Genomic DNA, 24,010 nt, shown 5'->3' on the forward strand with positions numbered 1-24,010 from the left:
AACAAGTTAATCAATAAGAATAATAAGTTTATTTTTAAGTGAGCTTCACCTACTTCCATAAAATCTCTTTTGACAGGGTGTACGCTAGCCTCTGTCCTTTTTATTGCTTTCATCTTACAAAAATAAAAGCCAGATCACATGTGCCTTAATCACTAGAATATTTTCTCTTCTTTTGTCAAAAACAGGTCTTTTGACGCAACTTAAATCGGCATTCATTTCCTGGGAAATTCAATGTACAAAAAAACCTTCCCCCTGTACTGAGGAAAGGCTTTCTTATTTAAGAACCGTACGTAATCTGTTCGACAGTCTTTTGATCAAGTCTTTTGATTACTTCTGTTAAAAGCTTCACTGCATTTTCATAATCGTCTCGGTGAATCATTGCTGCATGGGTATGGATATACCTGCTTGGAATACCGATAGATAGAGACGGGACACCATGACCTGTTAAATGGATTCCACCAGCATCCGTCCCACCGCCAGGCATTGAGTCATATTGATAAGGGATGTTCAATTCATCTGCTGTTTGGACAACAAAATCGCGAAGCCCTTTATGAGATACCATTGAAGCATCAAATACAACAATCGTTGGCCCTTTGCCAAGTTTGCTTGTTGCTTCTTTTTCAGTGATACCCGGCGTGTCTCCTGCTACACCAACATCAATGGCAAATCCAATATCAGGCTGGATCGTAGCCGCTGCTGTTTTGGCACCACGCAGGCCTACTTCCTCCTGTACAGTTGCCACACTGTAAGCAATATTTTCATGCTGAGTGTTGTGTAAGTTCTTCATGACATCAATCGCCACTGCACAGCCGATACGGTTGTCCCATGCTTTTGCAAGGAGCATTTTTTCATCATTCATCACTGTGAACTCGAAATAAGGAACGATTTGATCTCCAGGAAGCACGCCCCACTCCATTGCTTGTTCTTTGCTTGATGCTCCGATATCGATAAACATATCTGTAATCTCAATCGATTTTTTTCGAGCTTCAGGTGACAAGACATGCGGTGGCTTTGATCCAATCACACCTGTGATGTCTCCCTTTTTCGTCACAATGGTTACACGCTGTGCAAGCATGACCTGTGACCACCAGCCTCCAACTGTTTGGAAACGAATGTAGCCTTTATCATCAATTTTTGTCACCATAAACCCGACTTCATCTAAATGGCCAGCGAGCATAATTTTAGGTCCGTTTGCGTTTCCTTCCTTCTTAGCGATGAAACTGCCAAGGCGGTCACTAGAGACTTCATCTGCATATGATTCTATGTATGTCTGCATGACTTTTTTGACATCACGTTCATTTCCTGGAATCCCTTTTGCATCCGTTAGGTCTTTCAGCATAGTTAATGTTTGATCTAGCTTTGTCATTCCATATATCCTCCTTTATCTTCATGGTGCATTCTTATTATACAAAACCTCTTTCGTTCAATACGATCTTTTTATGAATATTTTTTCGTTTAACGAAATATTTTTTTAAAAAAAGTTGAAACCTTTTGGCCTTTTCATTCGTAGTACATCAGATAACGGTATTGGAGGTGCATCCTGTCATGTTTGTAATCCTCGTTAGACTTGCTCTTGTTGCACTGCTTGTCTACATCTTCTACATGGCGGTAAAATTCTTCTCAAATCCGAGAAGAAAGCTGAAACAAGCACAATTAAAAGAAGGCTTTTATTTTATGGACGAACAACAAAATGCACGCAAAAATTTTAATTTCGTCTATAAAGGTGTCTTGTTTGAAGGGGAGAAGCATGTTCCTTCTAAGGATCATCCTCTGTTTGTCCACTCCATTTACGTTTGGACCGAGTCACCTGAGAAGCTAAATGAATTTACATTAGAAGACTTTGAAAAATTAGAGGAAAACATTATTGAACGATATCCTCAAACAAAAATTGATTGGGATCAGCCCATAAAAAAAATCAAACAAAAAAAAGGAGCAGACACGCCGTCCTAATGGCGTCTGCTCCTTTTTCAGATGAATTGAATATATCCCAATATGATCAACTGCACCATGATTAACACAGGCATGCCAATTTGAAAGGCAGGATGCTTTGTTTTGTGGCGGAAATACTGCATCCCTAGATATGATCCAGCAGCCCCAAAAAGCACGGCAGCACTCCATAAGTGCGCCTCTGAAATTCTCCATTTATGCGCTTTTGCCCGGCGTTTGTCCTCTCCCATGAGAAAAAAACCATAGCCATTTACCAAGATCAGCAGTAGAATGACAGTGAAATTCATTGATTACACCTCACATGATGAAAAAAAGATCACCCCTCGACGGAATGATCTTTTATATGACTTACTTGTCTAGTTGTGCTTTTGCAGCATCAGCAAGCTGATTGAATGCGCTTAGGTCATTCACAGCAAGGTCAGCAAGCATTTTGCGGTTTACTTCGATACCAGAAAGCTTTAAGCCATGCATTAAACGGCTGTAAGAAAGACCGTTCATACGAGCTGCAGCATTGATACGAGTGATCCATAGTTTACGGAAGTCACGTTTTTTCTGACGACGGTCACGGAAAGCGTAGTTTCCAGATTTCATCACCTGTTGGTTTGCTACTTTGTATAATCTATGTTTTGAACCGAAATAACCTTTTGCTAATTTAAGAACCTTTTTACGACGCTGACGCGACACAGTTCCGCCTTTTACTCTTGGCATTGTAATTCCCTCCTATGATTCCTATTCCAAATTACTTGATGTTTGCAAGTTGTTGTTTGATACGTTTGAAATCTCCAGCACTTACGATTGCGCTCTTACGCAATTTACGTTTTTGCTTTGTAGATTTGTTAGCGAACAAGTGACTTGTGTACGCATGAGAACGTTTAAGTTTACCAGAACCTGTTTTTTTGAAACGTTTAGCAGATCCGCGGTGAGTTTTCATTTTTGGCATTGGATGTTTCCTCCCTCTATTACTTTACTTTTCGACTTTTGGTGCAAGCATGAGGAACATGCTACGTCCGTCCATCTTAGGTTTTGTTTCTACTGTTGCTACTTCAGCGCAAGCTTCAGAGAAACGGTCTAACACGCGCTGTCCGATTTCTTTATGCGTAATCGCACGGCCTTTAAAGCGGATAGAAGCTTTCACTTTATCTCCCTTTTCAAGGAATTTGATTGCATTACGGAGCTTCGTGTTAAAATCATGTTCATCGATTGTCGGGCTCAACCGAACTTCTTTTAAGCTAATGATTTTTTGATTCTTACGTGCCTCTTTTTCCTTCTTCTGCTGTTCGAATCGGAACTTACCATAGTCCATGATTCGGCAAACAGGTGGTTTTGCATTTGCAGCAACTAACACAAGGTCAAGATTGGCTTTCGTAGCAATTTCCAGAGCTTCCTGGCGGGTTTTAATCCCCAGCTGATCGCCATTTTGTCCGATCAAACGAACTTCACGCGCACGAATACCTTCATTAACTAATTGATCTTTGCTAATAGTGAGCCACCTCCATGAGATTTTGAATTGAGTTCACAATTCATTATGACCATTTCGTTGTATGTTTTACAGGCAAACAAAAAGTGTGGGCATATAAAACACCCACACTGCGAACATTTGCATGAAAAATAAATGTACGGTCAACCTGTCAACTACAAACATGTGTCAATCAGGTGAGAAGCGGGTGCTTCTGCTTGTGATATCTATTCAATTCGTTAATTATTCTACACAATTTTCATCTGTCCGTCAAGTAACCGAACTTTTGAAACAACTTTTTTATTTTATCATGATGAAACGAATTGGGCAAGGCTTTTTCAAAGAATGCAGTCATTAAAGAATCAATTGCAGAAAAATTGGGATGACAATAACGGTCACCACTCCTACGACCACAACAGCGATACTTGCCATGGCTGCTTCCACTTCTCCCATTTCAATCCCAACAGACACGCCAAGCGCATGCCCTGATGTACCGAGTGCAAGTCCTTTTGCCACTGGGTTTTTAATGCGAAACCATTTTAAGAAGAAAGCACCTAGTGCATACACAATCACTGCGTTAAAGATGACCGCAAAGGCTGTAATATCTGCGATTCCGCCAATATCCTTCGCGATCGGAAGTGCAATTGCTGTCGTAGCTGCCTGTGGGAGCATACTTTTCATTACAGCCGCATCAAGATGAATCCCTTTTGATACGATATATACGATCGTAATGGAACAAAGTGAACCGACAAAAATAGCAGATAAAATCTGCCACCAATATTTTTTAAGCAAAGCCCGCTGCTTATAAAGCGGAATGGCGAAAGCAATGGTTGCAGGCTCTAAGAAAAACTTGATGATCTTGCCGCCTTCATTATAATCTGCGTAAGAAAAACCGCCGATTTTCAAAAATAAAATGCCTAATACCATCGCCACAAAAAGTGGGGTAAATAAGAAGAAGCCTTTTGATTTTTTAAATAAGAATGTACCGATCCCAAAGGCGACTAATGAAACGACTATACCAAAATATGGACTCATCGTACTTGTACCCATGCTGCTTTCCTCCTTTAATGCGTACTTGAAGCTGGTTTATTGGAATGAGAAGGAGTCGATTTACTCTCCTTTGTCTCTTTGCGTTTCTGAGGTTTTTCGGATAATTGCATAAGAAGCTGCGAGAACAGCCCTGTCGCTGCAAGCAGCATAATGGTTGCAATGATAATGACGCCGACGACTTGCACCCCGACTTCTTGCATGACACCAAGTGATTGAATAACCGAGATACCAGAGGGAACAAATAGAAAGCTAATGAGCCCTGTTAATGAAGTACCTAATTGCTCAACCTGTTCCAGTTTGACGATTTTCGTTGTCAGCAAAACAAATAATAGAACCAAACCAATTACAGATGCAGGCATCGGAATTGGTAAATACATTGAAATGAGATTAGAAACGAACATTACGGTTGCAAAGATAAATGCTTGAGATAGAAATCCATATACTTTAGTGGCACTCATGCCCCTTCACCTCTTTCTTCGATTGACCCCAGTATAAGGCATGAAATATACGAATGAAGCGTTTACAATGAAACTCACCGAATTCAATGATTGAAATGCAGAAAACGAGTATTGAAATACAAACAAAAAAAGCCGCTCTACTCTAGCAGGAGCGACTTCTTTAGTTCTTTGGCATACGTGCGGCTGACAGGAATAATCGACCCGTCTGTCATATGCAGATTATACGTCGAATTAAACCACGGCTGTACTTCCTTCATATGAGAGGTGTTTACGATATAGCTTCGATGAACCCTCATAAAGTAAGCCTCAGGGAGTTTCTTTTCAATGACCACAAGCGGTTCTGTGACCTCGTACATGTGATCCTTTGTTTTCACAATCTTTTTTCCCTCACTGAGCCCTACATACATGATCTCTTCCACTTGCAGGATCACAATGGAGTCGTCGACTGAGATGGCTAATTTTTGCTGTTGGGGGATTTTCTCGTCTGATAGCTGGTGCTCTTGCGTCTCAACAGATTTCCACTTTTTAAACTTTTGGATCGTCTGCAAAAGCCGCTCTTCATCAAAAGGTTTTGTTAAATAATCAAGCGCACTCACCTCAAATGCCTTCAGCGCATATTGATCAAAGGCTGTGGCAAATACAATCGCTGGCGGATCAGACATCCGGTTAAGCCTTTTGGCAATATCAAATCCATTCTCACCAGATAAATCAATGTCCAAAAAGAGCAGGTCCGGCTTATGATCCACCATCCGATCAAAAGCAGATTCTATATTTTCTGCCTCCTCTATTTGAACATCCTCTTTCGTTCTGCGTAATAAGTATTTTAATTCGTCTCTTGCTAACACTTCATCATCTACGATTAATACGTTTATCAACGAAAATCATCCTTTTTTACATAGTCCATTGGAATGCGAAATGAGATTTCAGTGCCTTGGCCGCTATGAATGGATAAAGCGGCCTGTCTGCCAAAAATGCCTCTTAACCGCTGATCTAAATTAAAAAGAGCCGTACCTGTTCCTTCTTTGGATTCAACAGGCGTTTTTAATAGCTGAGCCATCTTGTCATTCTCGATTCCCTGTCCATTATCCGTCACTTTCATATAGACATGCCCCTCTTTCATCAAAGCAGAAACGACGACTTCACAACTCGTTTGATGTTTTGGAAAAGCGTGTCTCACTGCGTTTTCAACAAGCACCTGAAGCACAAAGGGCGGAATCATCACCTGCTCCAGCTCCTTTTCAATTTGAAACGCCACATGATATTTATCTGGAAACCTCGCTTGTTCCAGCGACAAATATGCTTCTACATGCTGAATTTCTTTATGCAGTGGAATGAGCAGCTGGCGTGCGCCTTGCAAATTGGATCGAAAATAAATGCTCAGTTGTAGCAGCAGTTTCCTAGCCATCTCTACATTCGTTCTGCACAAGACAGAGATAGTATTAATGGCGTTAAATAAGAAGTGCGGATTCACTTGCGCTTGAAGCGCTTTGATCTCTGCATCTTTTAGCAGGCGGCTTTGGGTTTCTGCCTCCCCAAGCTCAAGCTGTGTAGAAAACAGCATCGCCAAACCTTCTGCAAGCTCCTCTTCTACCCTGCTTAATCCGACTGGAGAGTTAAAGTACATTTTTAACGTTCCGATCGTTTGACCATTGGAGGTGAGAGGCAGCACAATCGCCGCTTGAAGCGGGCAATGAGTGACTGAACAATTGATTTCATTTTTCGAATGCGCCTTCATAATCTTACCGCTCATCAATACTTGTTTTGACAGTCCTGTAATCAGGCTTTTCGAAGGAATATGATGATCTGTCCCGTCTCCAACATGTGCTAAAATCTTTTCTGTATCGGTTAAGGAGACCGCATCTGTTTCTGTTAATCGATGAATGATCTCCGCCACACTTCTACACGATTGTTCATTTAACCCTTGTCTGAAAAAAGGCAGCGTTTGATCGGCAATCGAAAATACACGATGTGTCTGCATTGCCTTTGCCTGCTCTTCTTGCCGAATGACTGACTGTAAGATTGATAAAAAGATAAAGCTGCCAATTCCATTCACAAAAATCATCGGCAAGGCAATGATGCTCACAAGCCCCCAAGCATCCGCAAATGGTCTCGCAAACAGAAGGATAATCATCATCTGCAAGGATTCCATCGCCACACCAAAAAGGGCGGCTTGTCGAGGTGTCACCATTCGATTTTTCCGCTTAAATCTGCTGCCCACATAGCCTGCAATCACACCGGCTAAAATGGAAGAAATTGCACAACTGAGTGCCGTGCTCCCTCCTAGTGAATAGCGATGAATGCCAGCTAAAAGTCCAGCGCCTATACCAACAAATGGACCACCTATCAATCCGCCCATTTCAATCCCCATAATTCTCGTATTGGCGATCGAGCTTGATGAGCCAAGATGATAGGAAAATTCATGATTCATCACGATCTGCTGCTGTATTTCAATGCCTGTGTAATTGCTGACAATACTAAAAGAAGCAAAAATAAAGACAAGGACTGCCTTTTTCCGAAACCCTTCATTATGAAGCAATAGATTGCGAAAGCCCTTCACATGGGCAAGAACAAACCCTAAAATAACGATGATCCCGACACGCTCGATCATCATGATAATTAAATGAAGCAAACCGGTCACCTCAATTGATGTATGTAATATCTACTGTCTTTCTATTCTATCATGTGCGGTCAATGTTCAAATATCTCTCAAATCTTTTCTTTATTGCCCTCATCTTCTATTGTAAAATGAACTTGAGCCGTCACTTGCAATTGAAGGTAACACATACATAACAAGGGAGAAGATCATGAAAGCCGTATTTTTCGATTTAGATGATACTTTGCTTTGGGATGAAAAAAGCATTCACACAACTTTTCAGGAAACATGCCGCGAAGCGGAAAAGAAATATGGACTGAACCCCGAAACGTTTGAACAGATTGTCCGTGAAGAAGCAAGGAAGCTGTACTCTTCCTATGAAACATATGATTATACTGTCATGATCGGAATTAATCCTTTCGAAGGACTATGGTCCAATTTTAGTGAACCGATTAGCGAAGGCTTTCAAAAGCTGAACGCCCTTGCACCAGAGTATCGCAAAAACGCTTGGACCAATGGCTTAAAAGAAGCGGGAATTGACGATGAGGCATTTGGACAATATTTAGCTGATTTCTTTGCAGCAGAGCGTAGAAAACGTCCATATGTGTATGAAGAAACGTATCCTGTTTTAGACCGCCTGAAAGGTAGCTACGAATTGCTCCTTTTAACAAACGGAGATCCTAGTCTTCAAAAGGAAAAGCTGGCAGGGGTTCCTGAGCTTGCACCTTATTTTAATGAAATTGTGATTTCAGGAGATTATGGGAAGGGTAAACCTGATCCTGGTATCTTTGAGCACTGCCTTCAGCTGTTAAACCTAACAAAAGACGATGTGATCATGGTGGGAGACAATCCAAAAACAGATATTCTTGGGGCATCTCGCGCTGGCATTCAAACTGTCTGGATCAATCGCCATGGGAAAAAGAATGAAACAGATGTAACGCCCGATTATGAAATTAAAGACTTACATGAGTTGTTTGATATATTAAAATAGACCAAAAGAGAAAACACCCTTCTCCTGACGAGATAGGGTGCTTTTTATTTTTAGATACTAAACAATTGCCGCTAGACTTTGCGCTTGCTGGTCTAAGCTGCGCGCTGCTTCTCCTACATTCATAAATTCTTCGCTTGCCTGCTTCACAAGATCACGGTTTGTAAACACGGTTGTCTTGGCCCGGCTCGTTCCACTACTGACCTTCTCTACTTCTGTATGAATCGCCTTCACATATTGATCTACCTTGACGATCGCCTCTTTTGAATCAGTCGCAAGCTTTCGAATCTCTGCCGCTACCACACTAAATCCATTTCCATACGAACCTGCATGGGCAGCTTCAATCGCCGCATTTAATGCAAGAAGCTGGGTTTGTGAGGAAATGCTGTTAATGGTTGCAGCAATGGAACTGATGAACTCAACCTGCTCCGTTAATCCTTCTAGCAAGCTCATATTTTGATCTGTTTCGTTTGCTATATGATCAAAGGAGATATTGACTCTTTGACTATGCCGGATGCCCACTTCTGCACGCTCCATTAATTTCGCAGACATCTCTTTTAAGTCGTCTACGACCTGTTTCATCGTGTTTTCTCTCTCTGTTATGTCTGTTGCGACTTTCACAATACCCACTATTTGTCCCTCTTCATTGCGGACAGGTGTATATGTCGCTTCAAGCCATAATCTGTCACCATTCTTCGCCATCCGCTGCACCTTTTCCTGAAAGACTTGACCCTCTTTCAAACGCTTCCAAAATATGTGATAGCTTGCATGTTCTGCGATATGCGGAGGACAGAACTGTCTATGTTTTAAACCAATCATCTCTTGTTTCGAATATCCCATGGCTTTTGCAAAAATATCATTGACCCATAGAACTTCGCCTGTCACATCAAATTCAATCATTGCCAATGAGTGCTCTAATGCACGAAGAACCGCTGATTCCTCCAATACTTGTGATGATAAAGTGTTTGTTGTTTGCATCATCGCTTTCATTCCCCCAATTTGTCTCAAACCAATAGTACATACTTACCCATACTTTCGTACTATCTAAACGTATCATTCAAGGAATTGGATCACCAGTGGAGAATTTTTTTCCAAAAGAAAAAGCCAGTGATCTCATAAGAAAGACCACTGACTGCTTCATTGAGATGATTATTTTTTCGCTTCTGCTACTGCATGTTTCACAAACGCTTCAAGATCCATTGTTTCTGAATCTTGCTCTCCGTATTTTCTTACATTGACTGCGCCATTTTCGGCTTCTTGATCTCCAACCACTAGCATGTACGGGATCTTTTGCATTTGCGCTTCTCTAATTTTGTATCCAATCTTTTCATCACGGCTGTCAAGCTCTACACGAAGTCCTTCAAGCTGCAAACGTTCTTGTACTTTTTTCGCATAGTCTAAATGGACAGACGGTGAAACCGGGATGACTTGGAATTGTACAGGTGCCAGCCATGTTGGAAGAGCTCCTTTGTACTCTTCAATTAAGAAGGCAACAAAGCGTTCCATTGTAGAAACAACACCTCTATGAATGACGACTGGACGATGGTGCTTGCCATCTTCTCCGATATAGGTGAGATCGAAGCGCTCCGGAAGTAAGAAATCAAGCTGTACAGTAGACAACGTCTCTTCTTTTCCAAGAGCTGTCTTCACTTGAACGTCTAGCTTCGGACCATAAAATGCCGCTTCGCCTTCTGCTTCATAATAGTCATGACCTAGCTCGTCCATTGCATCTTTTAGCATCGATTGCGCTTTATTCCACATCGCATCATCGTCGAAATACTTCTCAATATCTTCTGGATCACGGTAAGATAAGCGGAATGTGTAGTCATTCAAGCCAAAGTCTTGATACACTTCTTCGATGAGACGAACTGTACGAATGAACTCTTCTTTAATTTGATCTGGACGAACAAAGATATGTGCATCGTTTAAAGTCATCCCACGAACACGCTGAAGGCCGGATAAAGCACCTGACATTTCATAGCGGTGCATTGTACCAAGCTCTGCAATACGAATTGGTAATTCACGATAGCTATGCGGCTCGTTTTTGTAAATCATCATATGGTGTGGACAGTTCATCGGACGAAGAACAAGATCTTCATTGTCCATTTCCATCACAGGGAACATGTCTTCTTGATAATGCGCCCAGTGTCCTGAAGTTTTATACAAGTCGACATTCGCAAGAACTGGTGTATACACATGCTCATAACCAAGGCGTACTTCTTTATCGACAATGTAACGCTCAATGACGCGGCGGATCGTTGCGCCTTTTGGGAGCCAAAGCGGAAGACCTTGACCTACCTTTTGGGAGTTCGCAAACAGTTTCAGCTCTTTTCCTAGCTTACGGTGATCACGTTCTTTCGCTTCTTCAAGTAGACGTAAATGCTCATTTAAATCTTCTTTGTTGAAGAAAGCTGTACCATAAATACGCTGAAGCATTTGATTGTTGCTGTCACCTCTCCAGTATGCACCTGCAAGGCTTAACAGCTTAAACTCTTTGATTTTCCCTGTTGATGGCAAGTGAATGCCGCGGCATAAGTCGAAGAATTCGCCTTGCTCATAAATCGTCACGGCTTCACCTTCTGGAATCGCCTCTAACAGCTCAAGCTTCAATTCATCACCAATCGTTTCAAAGCGCTTTTTCGCTTCTTCTCTTGATACTTCAATTCGCTCAATTGGCAGATTGCTGTTAATAATTTTCTTCATTTCTTTTTCAATCTTTGGTAAATCTTCAGGTGTGATGGCAACATCGATGTCCACATCGTAGTAGAAGCCGTTTTCAATCACAGGTCCTACGCCAAACTGAACGTGATGCTCTTTTCCATAAAGACGTTTAATCGCCTGTGCTAGCAAATGCGCTGTGCTATGGCGCATAATGTCGAGTGCTTCTTCACTTTTATCTGTGATGATCTCGATTGTTCCACTTTCTAATAGCGGCGTACGCAGATCTATTTCTTTACCGTTCAATTTACCGGCAAGCGCTTTTTTCTTTAGGCCTGGGCTAATTGATGCCGCGATGTCTTCTGTTGTAGCTGTTTTGTCAAACTCCTTGACTGCTCCATCTGGAAATGTAAGTTGAATTTGTTCTGACATCTCTGGTCACTCCTTTTTTTGGCAATATAAAAACCCCGCCCCCTGGAAAGGGACGAGGTTGAATAAACGGAATCGTGGTTCCACCCTTTTTCCCGTATTTGCAGCTTACGTTTTCATAAGCAAACACGGCTTGTAGTTCGATAACGGGAATCCCCGTCAGCCATTACTAAAACATTCACAGCTGATGTTCAAAGGTGGTAAAGCAAATGGTCCTCTACTAGGAAGCTTTCAGCCGCGGCTTCCCTCTCTGTAAGCGGGTGTTCATTTGTTCATGTCCTTATCAATACGGTCTCTGTATGAAGTTACACCGTATTATAAAACGTTTTTTCGTGAAAATCAAGAAAGCTTTTCACTTTTCTGCTCCAAATGGTCATGTACGAATTGAACATTCTGTTCTTGAAATGAATGAGCTGGGAATACTTCGACCCTTTCTTGAAAAATATTTTGAATGGTCTGTACCATCGAGTGACCCGTATCATTTGTAAATAGGTCAATCTTTTGCGGTGCGATGGAGACGAGTGGTGCAATTAGCTGCGAATCAATATACATTGGATGCTCTCTTACAAACTGTCTGTCTATGTATTGTTTTTGATCACGCTCAGAAGCGTAGCGAAATTCCCAAATCACCAGGCGGTCCTGATGCACAACATGTACTTTTTCGAGCTTCGGTTCTCTTGACATCACATAGTCTCGAAGCGATTGAATGAAGTTTTGATATTCTTGTTCCATTTTGTATTCTTCAATGGAGACTTCAACATAGTTCTTCAGCCTCCTGTCATACTCTGACAGCCTAAACGTCATAAATGAACCAATTGAAAAAATACCTTGTTGTAAAGAAATCGTCTCAAGCTCCTTTTTTAGCAGGGCTTCTCTTGACGGTTCTTGATGAATGCCGGGAATATCATCTAAATCCCCATTCATGATGCTGTGGGCAATTGAAAGAATTTGGTGCTGCTCTTCAGGATCTTTAAATAAATAGGTGTTTTCAAGAATGCTGCGCATACGCTCATTTTCTTTGCATTCCAAAAAAAAGTGAATCAGTAATGGCCGCACAATGGGCTCAAGTCCTTCTTCTGATTCCTTCGCCTCTATGAGAAGCCGGTCTTTCCCTTGTTGAATTGACATGTGATGCCGACTGTCCAAGTGTTCAGCAAGATGTAAAAAAGCGGCGGTATCATATTCATCTTCAAAGATTATTTCAAGCATGTTTGTCCCCCCTAACGACATCTGTTACATATATATGGGGAGAACATAAAAAATAGACGCCTAAAATAAATCAGGCATCTTTCTTTTTAAAATGAGCGGAACTGAAATAAAGATTAGATAAATCAAACAGACGATCACCAAGGCGGCATAATTGCCGCTGACAAAGCTTGAGCCAAGAACATTTAATGCAACTGTGCCCGGTATTAAGCCTAAAAATGTGGCTGCCGCAAATGCGCGATAATTCGCACGTGAAGCCGCTGCCGCATAGCTGACAAAGTCAAAATGGATCGGCGCAATACGCAGTAACAAAATATAAAGAAACCCATGCTCCTGTATGCGGGACGTCACCGCTTTCAGTTTCCGGCTGCTTGATTCTCTGTCTTTCTTTTTTGCGCGAAAGGTTGAGGCAAGCAGGAAGGAGCATGTCGCCCCGGCAGTAGCACCAACGAGGGCATAAATGGTCCCAAGGACACTGCCAAATGCCAAGCCCGCTGCCAGCGAAAAAACCGTAATAGGAACGAGAACAAACGGGCGAAAAAGAGATAAGAAAAGAAAAACAAAGGGTGCCAGCATCCCAAATTGAAGCACCCAATTCTTCACATCTTTCGGTGCCAGCTGAAGATGTTGTTTGTTCAGCCACCAAAGTAAAACAGCGAGACCTGCAATCACGAGAAAAAGTAGCCATTTTCTTTTGTTCATTTCATTTGCTCCTCCTTCAGGTGATACACGCTTTTATAAATGACGGCGGTTTTCTCCTTCGAGCAAGACTGGCTCTGCTAAATAGAGAATCCGTTCCATTAAACGAGCCGCTTTAACCTCTTCTTTTTCCCCTCGCTGTGAGTACGTAAAGTGATGTTTCAGTTCACTTGGTGTGAAATTAGAAGAGAAGAAAGTCGGCAGCTGCTCTGCCATACGGTATTGTAAGATCGTTCCGAGCAGTTCATCTCGAACCCAGCTTGTCATCGATTCTGCCCCAATATCATCAAGCATTAAAATAGGGGTGGATTTGACCATATTCAGCTTATCTTCCAGTGTATGATCGGCTAACGAATTTTTTAACTCTCTCACAAATTCAGGCACGTATACAAGGAGTGACGGGTATTCTTTCTCCGCTAGCTGCTGCGCAATAGCTGCCAAAATGTACGTTTTTCCAACTCCAAATTTTCCGTGTAAATATAAGCCCTTCCCTTTACCAGTCTCATCATAGCTTTGCAGGAATTGACCTACTTTTTGAATGACTTCCTGTCTTCCTACAACGTTCAGATCAGAAAACGTCGCTTGCAAGACATTTTGCGGAATGTACATGCTTTTCATGAGCTCTTGCTGTTTTTTCTGTCTGTCGAGCCGCAGCTTCACTGGGCAAGGGGAATATTCAATATCAATACTTTGACCTTTGATCACAAGCTTCGGGTGATATCCGTCTAAAATGGCGTTGACGTTCTCTTCATCTAAGCAATATGAGCATCCCTTCGACTGCTGCACATATTCAAAGAGACGATTCAAGCTACGATTGATCATGTCTTCGTGTATTTCATCTTGATGCTCCTGTAAAAAGGCTCTCACATCTTCATCAGATAACACACTTTCTTTAATCTGATTGTATCTTACACGAAAATCCACCCGTCCTTTTAGCTGTTCAAATGAACGACCGATCGGTTTCATCTCCATCTCACCTCACATTAATGTGCATTGTACTTTTTCATATTTTTGAACTGATCTAGCAGTTTTTCTTTCTCTCGTTCAAGATCTTCTGTCGACAGGCTGTCCGCTTGTTCTTTTGCTGGCTGTTCTTTCGTTTCAGTTTCTTTCATCCAGTCAGGCAGCTTCTCTTCACGGACAACTTTTCCTGATCCATATGTGCCGCGCTGCTTTTTCTGCTGCGCCCATTCTGTCATTTGCCTGTTCTCTTCTTTGGCAATTTTCATGGCCGCTGCTACGGTTTTAATTTTCTTTCTCACCCAATGAGCGGCGATTTTTTGCATATATGTTTTCGACAGTTTCATATCTGTTTTCAGTAATGTATAGTAAATCAACACATTCATGACACCTGGCTCTAGCTTCTGCTCAAGCATAATATCTTCGACAATTCTTAAATCAGCATATGTTGGCTCAATGCCGTCTGCCATATCTTTTAGTAGCTCTCTAGGCGAAATATGATCAAGTTTTTCAATCAATTTGGCATCAGGCGTATTTGCCTCCGGCGATTTTGAAGCATCTTGACGCAAGTGTCTCGGCTGTTTTTGATCAATGAGTTTTGGCTGCTCGCCTCTATATTCAATCTGATACCAGTCTCTTGCTGCTTTTCTCAGCTCTTCTGTTGAGATCATTTGATCCGAACCGCAGGCACCCGCTACAATATTTTGCATTTGAAGCGGGGTGATGCCGTATACAACGGCTAACTTCTTAATGGTTTCTTTCACCTGCTTTGTCAAAGCCTTTCTTGGGATCATCATATCAGACATGCCTGCTAATAATAGATCAAAATCAAAGGATTCATCTGAAAGCGGTGCAGACTGACTTGATCCAACTGTCACATATTCGTAGCCCTCGTCAAGCGATGATGCCTGATTGATTTCTTCTGTCATCTTGCGCTCTCCTGGCTGCAACACGTGAAACACTTCTTCAAACGATCGGGATATGTTCTTTGCATCAGCCGGAACTCCTGGATAAGAAAAATAATCACGGAGCTGCATATATTTTGCTTTCTCTACCCGATGATACAAAAGGACATTCAGCATACCGTCTTGAAAAAACTCATCCGGCCTCAGCGGTGGCACGAGCTCATATGTAAACAGTCTGCCCTCTTCCGTTTCCTGTTCATATGTGCGGAGTAAGCCGATCGCTTCAAGCTTTATGCGCTCCTCAAAAATATCATTTAGATTCGTTTGCAGCATAACCATCAGCTGACGGTGAGGTGCGGGTTTCCCCCACATACGATTTTGTTCCAGCTCTCCCCACAGCGTCATGTATAAACTGAAAGCGGACATGCCAATAAGCGGCTGATATAAAAGAGTGATGAGCTGTCTATCGATGTCACCGAGCAATGAAGCGCTTTTGACGACATACGGATCGACGGCTAGCACTTCCTTCCAATGCTCTGTCATATGCTGATCCTCCCCATGAATTGCAATTGTTTCTATTGTACACCCTTTTTGCGTTTTACGCTTTACGCAGGAAAAAGAGCGTGAAGAATCTTCAGCTCTTTTTAGCGTTCTTTCTTTAATAGATCTTTTAATTCATCAATAAAGACATTGATATCTTTAAATTGGCGGTAAACTGAGGCAAACCTGACGTAAGACACTTCATCAATTTTTGCCAGCTCGTCCATTACCATTTCACCTACAAGCTCACTTTTCACTTCTGACATGCCTTGATTACGCAGTTCTTTTTCGATATTAAAGCAGACGTCCTCCAGCTGCTTTAAAGCGACTGGACGCTTTTCGCACGCTTTAATGAGTCCTCTCAGCATCTTTTCACGACTGAATTCTTCTCGAATCCCTTCTTTTTTCACTACGATGAGTGGTAATTCTTCTAATTTCTCAAACGTCGTAAAGCGATATTGACAGCTTTCGCACTCTCTTCTACGACGAATGGATTTCCCTTCATCTACTGGTCTTGAATCAAGCACCCTTGTGCCAAGGTGCTGACATGTGGGACATTTCATTTCATCAGCTCCGATCTATTCTTGGAAGTTGTTTGTCTAGTTCATCATAAAGGGACAAAACGACCTTTTGACTATGGCCAAAATCTGTTGGCAGGGCCGTTTCTGTTGTCACATTAAAATCGACAGCTGTTTCAAAAGGACGAATTGAAATGACAGTCGCCACGAGAAAGGCTTTTTTCTGCATTCTAATGTTTGCGCTGATTTCACCTCGTTCTGCTGAAACAGATGTCACTTGATAGGAATCGTTTCGGGAAAGAATGGCTTCCACCGCTTGTAAAGCCTGTGCATTTGTCGATTTGTAGTAATGGCTTTTCAGTTCTGACACTGGATGCTCGTCAGATGTTTCTGTATGGTTTGACATGAACCGTTTGAACTTTTGCCCTAAAGTCATATACGTATCCCCTTTGCCATAATGCCTCTTCTTTATTTTATAAAAAAAACCTTTGTTTTCCTAGAACAAAAGTATAGGCAAGTTGGGGAATGTTGGATTTGTTCGTCAAACAAATATAAAAAGGAGCATAACACAAAGGCATTTCCATGCTTTTGGCCAGCTCCCATTGCGATCTTTTTTATGTTTACAGTGCTTTGGCTTGTGCCTGTTTGACTTGCACAGGTCCCATGCCTCGAGGAATTTCAATGTTTTCTCTTGTTTCAGCACCTAATTCATCTCCGATATGATCTGCTGCGATATTCGGATCTAGGTCGCCGCAAGTATAAACATCTATGCTCGCATAACCATGTTCAGGAAAGCTGTGAATTGTCAAATGAGATTCAGAAATAATGACAACTCCACTTACTCCTTGAGGTGCAAATTTGTGAAAAGCAACCTCTCTTACTTCAGCTCCTGATTTCAAAGCTGCATTTACAAACGTTTTTTCAATAAAATCCATGTCGTTCAGTTTATCACAGTCGCATCCCCATAGCTCGGAGATAACGTGACGTCCGATTGTTTCCATCATGGACCCCCCTTAAACAAGAATGAAAGAGTGAAGTTCTAAGCAGCCGGACCGGACATATACCACGGGGGAAAGTTAGTCCAAAGAGGTCCTAACCCTTTAAGTATACCCGAATGAGTCTGCGAACAAGAAGTTCACGAAAAATAGTATACTTTGTTTAGGCCCATTTTGCAAGCTGTGTTTTTAGTGGGATTTTCTCTCATTTCTTGAAAAGGGACGTTCATCTTCTTCATTTCAAACAGCAGAAAGCTCTTTCATCTGCGAACCGACAAACTTTACAAGATCCACTACTCTGCATGAATAACCCCATTCATTGTCATACCATGCAAGAACTTTCACTTTTCTATCTTCCATCACCATTGTGGTCAGTCCATCCACGACAGCTGAATAAGGGTTCGTGTTAAAGTCTGTCGAAACAAGTGGTTCATCCGTGTAATCTAAAATACCGGCTAGGGATGTTTTTGATGCATTTGAGAAGGCTGCATTTACTTCCTCTGCTGTTACATCTGTTTTCAAGTCGACCACAAGGTCAACCATCGATACATTGGAAACTGGCACGCGCAGCGCAAGTCCATGCAATTTTCCTTTCATGTGCGGCAGCACTAAAGAAAGCGCTTTAGCGGCACCCGTCGTAGTTGGAATGATGGACTGAGCGCATGCTCTTGCCCGGCGCAAATCCTTATGCGGGTTGTCGATGTTTTTTTGATCATTTGTATACGCATGAACCGTTGTCATTAAACCGTTGTCGATGCCGAATTCATCATCTAACAGTTTGACAACTGGCGCTAAACAGTTTGTTGTACAAGATGCGTTTGAAATAATGACGTGCTTTTCAGGATCAAGATCATCCTCATTGACACCCATCACAATCGTAATGTCTTCATTTTTACCTGGAGCTGTGAGTACGACCTTTTTCGCTCCGGCATCTATATGGCCCATCGCTTGATCTTTTGAATTAAATTTTCCAGTTGCTTCTATGACGATATCAATCCCAAGCTCTTCCCATGGAAGCTGCTTTGGGTCTCTGTTATTGAGCAAAAGCACTCTTTTTCCATTTACAATCAGTGCGTCATCTTCTGCTGTCACATCGCATTCGTAACGTCCATGATTTGTGTCATATTTAATTAAATGTGCTAGCGTTTCGGCAGGATAGCTTGCGTTCACCGCTACAATTTGAATTTGATCATCAAGCATTGCTTTTCTGAAGACCATGCGTCCAATTCTGCCAAACCCATTGATCGCTGCTTTTACCTTCATGAACAGGTCACTCCTCTATTATGTGTTATACTCAATAAATTTATTTATGAAATTAGTATATCACATTAGAATGTAATTGCCAGTATATAAACGTATATTTTCTAAAAAGGGCTGTTCCTTTCAAGAGAAATAAGAAAAAAGCATAAAAAAAGAAGAGTACGTGTATGTACTCTTACTTATCTGTATGTTCCCATTCGTTTAATATGTTCTGCAATTGCTTTCTAATAAAAGCGAGATCTTGAGTGTTTTCTATCACTCGGTCTGCTTTTTCACATTTCTCTTCAAGGGGCTGCTGTGAGTGAATCCGGTTCAGCGCTTCTTCCTTGCTGAGGTCGTTTCGATTCATGAGACGTGATAGCTGTAATTCTGGTGTTGTATACACCACAATGATCCGGTCGACGAGACTTTCCAGCTGACTTTCAAATAAAAGCGGAATATCAAGGACAACGAATGTTTCTTGGCTGTCGATCCCTTCATCACGCTGCTTGAGCATTTCTTTTCGCACTTCTGGATGAACGATCGCATTCAGCTGCTTTCTTTTCTCTTCATCAGAAAAAATAATGGCTCCAAGCTGCTGCCGGTTCAGCTCTCCATTTGGCAGGAGGACATCTTCACCGAAGGCTTGAACGATGTGATAAAGGGCGGGTGTTCCTTTGGCTACCGCTTCTTTCGCAATCACATCTGCGTCCACAACCCGGATGCCCTGTTCTTTTATCATCTGCGAGACGGTGCTTTTTCCACTAGCAATCCCGCCTGTTAATCCAATGACAAGCGTCAATTGATTTCCTCCTTTTACAGCTTCCAAACCCCAATTAATATGAGTAAAAGCCCTGGTAAACATGCGAGCTTATCGATCCAGCGCCAATTTGCCAAGTAATGACCGGCACGCAGCCCGATACACACAAAAAGCGAGCTCATCACTGCCACGGTGATACTCATGACAATTGGTGAAAAGCCTAAAATAGCTGCGCCAATCCCTGCGCCAAATGCATCAATGGATAAAGCAATTCCAAGAAGCACGGCTTCTATTCCATTGATCGTCCCAGAACGGTCAATATCAGCACTTGTCGGCTTTCGTAAAATGTGAATCACAAGCCCAAGCGATTGTACTTCCACATTGAGCAATGTTTTCTCATGAAGAAGCAAATCACGCTCTTTCGCTGGTTTGTAAAATTGATACAGGACCCAAAGGCCAATAGCAATTAAAATGCCTCCACCCAGTTTATCGGTCACTGAGACAGGAAGAAATGTCGTCAGCAGGCTGCCAATTAGCATAGAAATGAGCAGCACAATCCCTGAGCAGCATGCAATAATGACGATGGCTTTAAATGGGATTCTCATTTTGCGAAGCCCATACGTAAAACCTACAGAAAAGCTGTCGATGCTGACTGCAATAGCTAAAAACAGGAGCGAAATCGAAATCATACCTGAACTCTTCCTTTCTGTTCATGCAACGATGATCAAGAGTCTCTAGGCGTCCTTAGACTCTTCTTCACTATATGAAGAGCAGGTGGGCTGTGTGTCAGTCTACACCTTGCTGAAAATGATTGTTTTTTATCGTATGCATATCAAAAAGGAAGCATGCTGATGTAAGCTTTATTGAGGACGTTTTTGGCAACTCACACAAAAGTGGGTGCCGCGCCCTCCGACCACTGTTTTCTCAATGATGCTTCCGCACGTTTGGCAGGGCTCTCCCCGGCGGTCATAAACAAGAAGCTGTAGCTGAAATGTCCCAATATCCCCTTGTGAATTGATATAAGAACGAATCGTGCTTCCTCCCGCATCTACCGCTACTTGAAGCGTATCGATAATCTGCTTGTGAAGCACTTTACATGATTCCAGGCTGAGCTGATTCGCTTTCGTTTCTGGATGAATGCCTGATTTAAACAGGACCTCATCTACGTAAATATTACCAAGCCCTACGACAACCTTTTGATCGAGTAACGCTGTTTTGACCACGCGGGATGTTTTTTTCAATTGCTCCCATAAGTACTCAGGAGTGAACTGTTCCGCAAAAGGCTCATATCCCAACTGTGAAAGCGGGAGTTCTTTTTCCTCTTCACCCGGCTGAAATAAATGCATCGTGCCAAATTTCCTCACATCATGGTACCGAAGCTCAGTCCCATCTGTAAATGTAAAAACGACGTGTACGTGTTTATCATAAGGCTCATCCGCTCCATGTACACGGTATTTCCCTTCCATCCTTAAATGGGAGACCATCACGTAATGGTCTAAATGAAAGAGAAGGAATTTCCCTCTTCTTTCAATGGTTTGTATGGTTTCTCCTACCATCATTCTTGCGAACTCTTCCGGCTCCCCAGGACGTTTGATGATATTTGGCCATTTGATATCGACCGTTTCAATCGTCTTTCCTTCGACTAACCGCTTGAGAGTGCGCCGGACGGTTTCAACTTCTGGTAATTCCGGCATGCTCCTCGCTCCTTTTTCTCTCTATTATTTATTTCGCATCGTACCAAGATGGACCTGAAGCAAAATCAACTTTTAACGGTACATCAAGCTGAAGTGCGTTTTCCATCACTTCAGGAACAATCTTTTCAAGAATGGCGATTTCCTCTTTCGGGGCTTCGAAGATCAATTCATCGTGCACCTGTAATAAAAGATTTGCCTGAAGGTTTTCTTCTTTAAGTCTTCGTGCCATATCAATCATGGCTTTTTTTATAATATCTGCCGCACTGCCTTGGATTGGTGTGTTCATGGCTGTTCGTTCTGCAAAGCTTTTGATATTAAAATTACGGCTTGTGATATCCGGGATATATCGTCTGCGTTTAAGAAGCGTCGTGACGTAGCCTTTTTGTTTCGCTTCCTGAACGATTTCTTCCATATAGGTTTGCACGCCTTTGAAGCTTGTTAAATAGCGCTCGATAAATGCGGCTGCTTCTTTTCTTGTAATTCCAAGGTTTTGAGAAAGTCCATAGTCGCTGATTCCATATACGATACCGAAGTTTACAGCCTTGGCCTGCCTTCTCATAGAAGAAGTCACTTCTTCTTCAGAGACATGGAACACGTCCATCGCTGTTTTCGTGTGAATGTCCATGTCTTGAGTAAACGCTTCGATCAAGTTCTCATCTTGTGAAATATGAGCGAGTACACGCAGCTCGATTTGTGAATAGTCTGCTGCAAACATAAGCCAGCCTTCTTTTGAAGGAACAAAAGCTTGGCGAATCTTCCGCCCTTCTTCTAAACGAATCGGGATGTTTTGAAGGTTTGGATCTGTTGAGCTTAATCTTCCTGTTTGCGTGAGTGCTTGATTAAACCTTGTATGAACTTTATGCGTATCCTTGCGTGTTACTTTCATTAATCCTTCCACATAGGTCGATTGCAGCTTTCCAATTTGCCTGTAGTGCAGAATGGACCGAATGATTTCATGCTTGTCTTCCAGCTTTTCAAGAACATCTGCAGACGTTGAGTAGCCTGTTTTTGTCTTCTTGATAATCGGCAGACCTAATTTTTCAAATAGGATCACCCCAAGCTGTTTAGGAGAATTGATGTTAAACGTTTCTCCTGCTAAACGGTGAATGGTTTCTTCGTATTCTTTGAGCTTCTTCGTTAATTCTTCACCCATCTTCTCTAGGCGCTCAATATCTACCTTTACGCCAAGAGATTCCATTTCGCCTAGAATGAGTGCTAGCGGCAGCTCTAAATCTTCATATAGTTCATGCTGATCATTTTTTTCTAATGCTTCTAGTGTTAAATCATGCAAGGCTGAGATCGCCGCTGCTTTTCGTCCAAGATGTTCTTTCAGCTCATCTTCAGGTGGAACCGCCTGCTTTGCTCCTTTTCCGTATACTTTTTCATCAGATAGAGCGATATTCAGACCATATTCCTTCGCCACACTTGCGACGTCCTCATAGGATTTCTGCGGGTTGACGACATAGGAAGCGAGCAGGACATCGTTATCCACACCTTTTAAATCGACACCATGCCATCTGAGGGCGACCACTGCTCTTTTTGAATCAAAGACCCATTTTTTCTTCGTCTCATCCTGTACCCAACCCTTAAATGCTTCTGATTGAAGCGCATCTTCTTTCGTGATAAAAAACGCACCGTTTTCATTATGGATCGCAAAACCGATTAAATCAGCTTCGTGATAATTATCTCCAAGCTGTTCTACCACAAGGGCCGCATGATCTGTCAGCATGTCGTCTGTTACATCTGTCATTTTTTTCACTTCTAGCGCTTCAACTTCGACCGGTTCCCCTGTTTCTGGTGCTTCTCCTAGACGCTCTAGCAGCGTCTGAAAGCCCAATTCTTTGTAAAGAGAAATCACTTGATCCATGTGAGGGCCTTCATATGCGAGATCTTTGCTCGACACATCAATAGGTGCTTCTAAGAGAATCGTTGCCAGCTGTTTACTCATGACGGCTTGGTCTTTATATTCTTCAAGCTTTTCCTTGAGCTTCTTGCCACTCACTTCATCAATATGTTCAAGCAGGTTCTCAACCGTTTCAAACTGCTTTAACAATTTAATCGCTGTTTTTTCACCTACACCCGGCACACCAGGGATATTATCTGAGGAATCTCCCATCAGCCCTTTCATATCAATGATTTGATCTGGACGCAGACCGTATTTCTCTACAATATGAGCAGGTGTATAATATTCTACTTCTGTAATCCCTTTTTTCGTAATTGCTACCGTCGTATGATCTGTTGAAAGCTGTGTTAAGTCCTTATCTCCTGAGAAAATTTTGACTTCAAAGCCGGCTTTTTCTGCCTCGACAGCCAATGTACCGATAATATCATCTGCCTCGTACTGAGGAAGCTCGTACCTTTTCACCTGATAGGCATCTAATAATTCACGGATGAACGGCATTTGTTCTGAAAGCTCTGGCGGGGTTTTTTGTCTTCCCCCTTTATATTCTTTAAATGTCTCGTGGCGGAACGTTGTTTTTCCCGCATCAAATGCGACGAGCATATGGGTTGGCTTCTCGTCCTCCAGCATCTTCATTAAGATCATCGCAAAGCCATAAATGGCATTTGTATGTACGCCTTTATCATTTGATAATAGCGGCAAAGCAAAAAAAGCTCGATAAGCGAGACTGTTTCCATCCACTAGCACTAATTTCTTTTTATCTGTCATATTTTTAATCCTCCATCGGCTGTGCGATCTCAGCCGTCTCTTTCACACATTGTATGTTCATTTTATCAAAGTTTATTTTGAAAAGAAAATAGTCGAACCTGCATAAAAAAGGGACGAAAACAACAAGTGTTTTCGTCCTTCCAAAATTGGCTCCTTGGATGAAGGGGTTCCTATTCATCCTACCAATGATTGATTAACAAAACATGAATTCATTGTAAAGATCATGTAAATTTTAACGTGACTTTCC

25 protein-coding genes and 2 other annotated features are annotated in these 24,010 nt (G+C 42.1%); of the genes, 2 read left to right on the plus strand and 23 right to left on the minus strand.

Annotated elements, in window-relative coordinates; all coding sequences use genetic code 11:
* Positions 1-277 precede the first annotated feature (277 nt).
* Complete coding sequence (locus tag C5695_RS14235) at positions 278-1,366, minus strand: M42 family metallopeptidase (protein WP_117731289.1); 1,089 nt, start codon at positions 1,364-1,366, stop codon at positions 278-280.
* Between the two features lie 179 nt (positions 1,367-1,545).
* Here C5695_RS14235 and C5695_RS14240 point away from each other — a divergent pair, with 179 nt between their 5' ends.
* Positions 1,546-1,950, plus strand: coding sequence for a sigma-w pathway protein ysdB (locus C5695_RS14240; protein WP_117731290.1), 405 nt, complete (start codon positions 1,546-1,548; stop codon positions 1,948-1,950).
* A gap of 17 nt (positions 1,951-1,967) precedes the next feature.
* On the opposite strand, the gene C5695_RS14245 is transcribed toward C5695_RS14240, so the two are convergent.
* From C5695_RS14245 to C5695_RS14280, 8 genes are all read right to left on the minus strand, one after another.
* Positions 1,968-2,234: a DUF1294 domain-containing protein gene (locus C5695_RS14245; protein WP_117731291.1), complete on the minus strand. Its 267-nt coding sequence runs from the start codon at positions 2,232-2,234 to the stop codon at positions 1,968-1,970.
* 61 nt (positions 2,235-2,295) lie between these two features.
* On the minus strand, positions 2,296-2,655 hold the full coding sequence (rplT, locus tag C5695_RS14250) for a 50S ribosomal protein L20 (protein WP_003216409.1): 360 nt from the start codon (positions 2,653-2,655) through the stop codon (positions 2,296-2,298).
* Between the two features lie 31 nt (positions 2,656-2,686).
* Positions 2,687-2,887 carry a 50S ribosomal protein L35 gene (rpmI, locus tag C5695_RS14255; RefSeq protein ID WP_003216324.1) on the minus strand — a complete coding sequence of 67 codons (201 nt, stop codon included), beginning with the start codon at positions 2,885-2,887 and terminating at the stop codon, positions 2,687-2,689.
* A 24-nt stretch (positions 2,888-2,911) separates the two neighbouring features.
* Positions 2,912-3,427 carry a translation initiation factor IF-3 gene (infC, locus tag C5695_RS14260; RefSeq protein ID WP_024718649.1) on the minus strand — a complete coding sequence of 172 codons (516 nt, stop codon included), beginning with the start codon at positions 3,425-3,427 and terminating at the stop codon, positions 2,912-2,914.
* Between the two features lie 71 nt (positions 3,428-3,498).
* Positions 3,499-3,629 (minus strand) — a sequence feature (ribosomal protein L20 leader region).
* A 128-nt stretch (positions 3,630-3,757) separates the two neighbouring features.
* Positions 3,758-4,453 (minus strand): antiholin-like protein LrgB, encoded by a 696-nt coding sequence (lrgB, locus tag C5695_RS14265; protein ID WP_187441850.1) that lies wholly within the window; start codon positions 4,451-4,453, stop codon positions 3,758-3,760.
* Between the two features lie 14 nt (positions 4,454-4,467).
* Positions 4,468-4,911 carry an antiholin-like murein hydrolase modulator LrgA gene (gene lrgA / locus C5695_RS14270; protein WP_012010841.1) on the minus strand — a complete coding sequence of 148 codons (444 nt, stop codon included), beginning with the start codon at positions 4,909-4,911 and terminating at the stop codon, positions 4,468-4,470.
* 137 nt (positions 4,912-5,048) lie between these two features.
* Positions 5,049-5,786: a LytR/AlgR family response regulator transcription factor gene (locus tag C5695_RS14275; protein WP_117731292.1), complete on the minus strand. Its 738-nt coding sequence runs from the start codon at positions 5,784-5,786 to the stop codon at positions 5,049-5,051.
* Positions 5,783-7,540, minus strand: a complete 1,758-nt coding sequence (locus C5695_RS14280) for a sensor histidine kinase (RefSeq protein ID WP_117731293.1) — start codon at positions 7,538-7,540, stop codon at positions 5,783-5,785. Before C5695_RS14280 ends, C5695_RS14275 begins: the two co-directional genes overlap by 4 nt.
* Before the next feature lie 175 nt (positions 7,541-7,715).
* On the opposite strand from C5695_RS14280, the gene C5695_RS14285 reads away from it, so the two are divergent.
* The gene (locus C5695_RS14285) at positions 7,716-8,495 is read left to right on the plus strand and encodes an HAD family hydrolase (RefSeq protein WP_117731294.1); all 780 of its coding nucleotides are present in this window, start codon (positions 7,716-7,718) and stop codon (positions 8,493-8,495) included.
* 57 nt (positions 8,496-8,552) lie between these two features.
* Here the strand turns inward: C5695_RS14285 and C5695_RS14290 are convergent, their stop codons facing one another.
* The 14 genes from C5695_RS14290 to polA form a co-directional block, all read right to left on the minus strand.
* Positions 8,553-9,473 carry a methyl-accepting chemotaxis protein gene (locus tag C5695_RS14290; RefSeq protein WP_117731295.1) on the minus strand — a complete coding sequence of 307 codons (921 nt, stop codon included), beginning with the start codon at positions 9,471-9,473 and terminating at the stop codon, positions 8,553-8,555.
* A 168-nt stretch (positions 9,474-9,641) separates the two neighbouring features.
* Positions 9,642-11,582: a threonine--tRNA ligase gene (gene thrS, locus C5695_RS14295; RefSeq protein ID WP_117731296.1), complete on the minus strand. Its 1,941-nt coding sequence runs from the start codon at positions 11,580-11,582 to the stop codon at positions 9,642-9,644.
* 45 nt (positions 11,583-11,627) lie between these two features.
* Positions 11,628-11,875 (minus strand) — a binding site (T-box leader).
* A gap of 43 nt (positions 11,876-11,918) precedes the next feature.
* A complete protein-coding gene (ytxC, locus tag C5695_RS14300; protein ID WP_117731297.1) occupies positions 11,919-12,788 on the minus strand; it encodes a putative sporulation protein YtxC in 870 nt (289 codons plus the stop codon).
* Positions 12,789-12,848: 60 nt separating this feature from the next.
* Entirely contained in the window at positions 12,849-13,487 is a 639-nt protein-coding gene (locus C5695_RS14305) for a TVP38/TMEM64 family protein (RefSeq protein WP_117731298.1), read from the minus strand.
* A 33-nt stretch (positions 13,488-13,520) separates the two neighbouring features.
* Positions 13,521-14,450: a primosomal protein DnaI gene (gene dnaI, locus C5695_RS14310; protein WP_117731299.1), complete on the minus strand. Its 930-nt coding sequence runs from the start codon at positions 14,448-14,450 to the stop codon at positions 13,521-13,523.
* Positions 14,451-14,467: 17 nt separating this feature from the next.
* Complete coding sequence (locus C5695_RS14315; RefSeq protein ID WP_117731300.1) at positions 14,468-15,892, minus strand: replicative helicase loading/DNA remodeling protein DnaB; 1,425 nt, start codon at positions 15,890-15,892, stop codon at positions 14,468-14,470.
* A 101-nt stretch (positions 15,893-15,993) separates the two neighbouring features.
* Positions 15,994-16,452 carry a transcriptional regulator NrdR gene (nrdR, locus tag C5695_RS14320; protein ID WP_003216720.1) on the minus strand — a complete coding sequence of 153 codons (459 nt, stop codon included), beginning with the start codon at positions 16,450-16,452 and terminating at the stop codon, positions 15,994-15,996.
* 4 nt (positions 16,453-16,456) lie between these two features.
* Positions 16,457-16,843: a cytosolic protein gene (locus C5695_RS14325; RefSeq protein ID WP_117731301.1), complete on the minus strand. Its 387-nt coding sequence runs from the start codon at positions 16,841-16,843 to the stop codon at positions 16,457-16,459.
* A gap of 184 nt (positions 16,844-17,027) precedes the next feature.
* Positions 17,028-17,408, minus strand: a complete 381-nt coding sequence (speD, locus tag C5695_RS14330) for an adenosylmethionine decarboxylase (protein WP_003216492.1) — start codon at positions 17,406-17,408, stop codon at positions 17,028-17,030.
* A 234-nt stretch (positions 17,409-17,642) separates the two neighbouring features.
* Positions 17,643-18,665, minus strand: a complete 1,023-nt coding sequence (locus C5695_RS14335; protein WP_117731302.1) for a glyceraldehyde-3-phosphate dehydrogenase — start codon at positions 18,663-18,665, stop codon at positions 17,643-17,645.
* A gap of 172 nt (positions 18,666-18,837) precedes the next feature.
* Positions 18,838-19,443: a dephospho-CoA kinase gene (gene coaE, locus C5695_RS14340; RefSeq protein WP_117731303.1), complete on the minus strand. Its 606-nt coding sequence runs from the start codon at positions 19,441-19,443 to the stop codon at positions 18,838-18,840.
* A gap of 14 nt (positions 19,444-19,457) precedes the next feature.
* On the minus strand, positions 19,458-20,090 hold the full coding sequence (gene ytaF, locus C5695_RS14345; protein ID WP_003216274.1) for a sporulation membrane protein YtaF: 633 nt from the start codon (positions 20,088-20,090) through the stop codon (positions 19,458-19,460).
* A gap of 171 nt (positions 20,091-20,261) precedes the next feature.
* Positions 20,262-21,095 (minus strand): DNA-formamidopyrimidine glycosylase, encoded by an 834-nt coding sequence (gene mutM / locus C5695_RS14350; RefSeq protein WP_117731304.1) that lies wholly within the window; start codon positions 21,093-21,095, stop codon positions 20,262-20,264.
* A gap of 28 nt (positions 21,096-21,123) precedes the next feature.
* On the minus strand, positions 21,124-23,763 hold the full coding sequence (polA, locus tag C5695_RS14355) for a DNA polymerase I (RefSeq protein WP_117731305.1): 2,640 nt from the start codon (positions 23,761-23,763) through the stop codon (positions 21,124-21,126).
* Positions 23,764-24,010 lie beyond the last annotated feature (247 nt).

This window comes from Bacillus pumilus, assembly GCF_003431975.1.
GTDB classification, from domain to species: Bacteria; Bacillota; Bacilli; order Bacillales; family Bacillaceae; genus Bacillus; species Bacillus pumilus_N.